Here is a 2,247-nt window from a genome sequence, read left to right on the forward strand (position 1 = left end):
CCCCCTGCTTGCAAAGCAGGTGCTCTAGCCAACTGAGCTAATCCCCCTTAATAATAGTAGGTAGAATGTAAATATTAGCATTGTCTCTAAAAATGTGTAGTCCCAGGCAGACTTGAACTGCCGACCTCCACATTATCAGTGTGGCGCTCTAACCAACTGAGCTATAGGACTAGAGTCATAAAGTCTGCTAATGGACTTCTATCTATATTCGATTATTTTAAACAGATCGGTAAGTACAAGAAAGAGACATAACCATTAATATCATATCTGAACATATAATTCAAATACAAATAAGCTCTATTACCACCAATATCGAAATAGGATAAACTTTCTCTCCAGAAAGGAGGTGTTCCAGCCGCACCTTCCGGTACGGCTACCTTGTTACGACTTAGCCCCAATCACCGGTTTTGCCCTAGGCCGACCCTTGCGGTCACGGACTTCAGGCACCCCCGGCTTTCATGGCTTGACGGGCGGTGTGTACAAGGCCCGGGAACGTATTCACCGCGCCATGGCTGATGCGCGATTACTAGCGAATCCAGCTTCGTGGGGTCGGGTTGCAGACCCCAGTCCGAACTGAGACGCACTTTCAAGATTGGATTGCATTTACATACAACCGACACTCTGTATGCGCCATTGTAACACGTGTGTAGCCCCGGACGTAAGGGCCGTGCTGATTTGACGTCATCCCAACCTTCCTCACACCTTACGGTGGCAGTATCTCCAGAGTGCCCGGCATTACCCGATGGCAACTAGAAAATGGGGTTGCGCTCGTTATGGCACTTAAGCCGACACCTCACGGCACGAGCTGACGACAACCATGCAGCACCTCCACCGGCGCCCCGAAGGGCCTCAACATCTCTGTATCGTTCACCGGCAGTTCAAGCCCGGGTAAGGTTCCTCGCGTATCATCGAATTAAACCACATGTTCCTCCGCTTGTGCGGGCCCCCGTCAATTCCTTTGAGTTTCACCGTTGCCGGCGTACTCCCCAGGTGGGATGCTTAACGCTTTCGCTTAGCCACTGAACTAAAAGTCCAATAGCGGGCATCCATCGTTTACTGTGCGGACTACCAGGGTATCTAATCCTGTTCGATACCCGCACCTTCGAGCTTAAGCGTCAGTTGTGCTCTCGTAAGCTGCCTTCGCAATCGGAGTTCTTCGTGATATCTAAGCATTTCACCGCTACACCACGAATTCCGCCTACGTCGCGCACACTCAAGAATACCAGTTCGCGCTGCAGTGCAGATGTTGAGCAACTACATTTCACAACACGCTTAATATTCAGCCTACGCTCCCTTTAAACCCAATAAATCCGGATAACGCCCGAACCTTCCGTATTACCGCGGCTGCTGGCACGGAATTAGCCGGTCCTTATTCATGCGGTACATGCAATGATATACACGTAAATCACTTTATTCCCGCATAAAAGCAGTTTACAACCCATAGGGCCGTCATCCTGCACGCTACTTGGCTGGTTCAGACTCGCGTCCATTGACCAATATTCCTCACTGCTGCCTCCCGTAGGAGTTTGGACCGTGTCTCAGTTCCAATGTGGGGGACCTTCCTCGCAGAACCCCTACCGATCGTAGGCTAGGTGGGCTATTACCCCGCCTACTACCTAATCGGACGCATCCCTAACCATAACCGATAAATCTTTCGTCTAAATATGAGGCCATAAATAGACAACATAGAGTATTAGACCGCCTTTCGACGGATTATCCCCTAGTTATGGGAAAGTTGGATACGCGATACTCACCCGTGCGCCGGTCGCCATCAATTATTGCAAGCAATAATTATGCTGCCCCTCGACTTGCATGTGTTAAGCCTGTAGCTAGCGTTCATCCTGAGCCAGGATCAAACTCTCCATTGTAAAATATCTAAATGAATAAAGTACATAATATATATATAATCATGTACCCTAAAATCTGCCTGTCTTAGAACGAATATCCAAAAATATTAGAAGTATAAAAAACTCATATCTATAAAAATATAGATAAATCAACGGTTTGACTCTTTTTATACACCTGGCAATAATGCCAAATGTAACTTGTACTACTTCTCTGTCTATATCTTAAAAACTAATCAAAGAACACTGCTCTGTCTCAAAAAAAAAACACCGCCGTTAAGCGGAAAAGCGAGTGCAAAGATAAAAACGCAAAAAGAAATAAACAAAAAAATAAAACAAAAAAATGAACCTGATAAAGATTACAAAATAGAATATTGATATAAATCAAGAAAAAGAAAAACTG

General features: G+C 46.0%; 1 tRNA gene and 1 rRNA gene. Both read right to left on the minus strand.

The window, feature by feature from the left end:
* Nucleotides 1–97: 97 nt before the first annotated feature.
* A tRNA-Ile gene (locus HMPREF9140_RS09935) sits at nt 98–171 on the minus strand.
* Between the two features lie 168 nt (nt 172–339).
* Nucleotides 340–1,868: ribosomal RNA gene (locus HMPREF9140_RS09940) — 16S ribosomal RNA — on the minus strand.
* Between the last annotated feature and the right edge of the window lie 379 nt (nt 1,869–2,247).

Origin of the sequence: Prevotella micans F0438 (assembly GCF_000243035.1) — a bacterium.
Classification (GTDB): domain Bacteria; phylum Bacteroidota; class Bacteroidia; order Bacteroidales; family Bacteroidaceae; genus Prevotella; species Prevotella micans.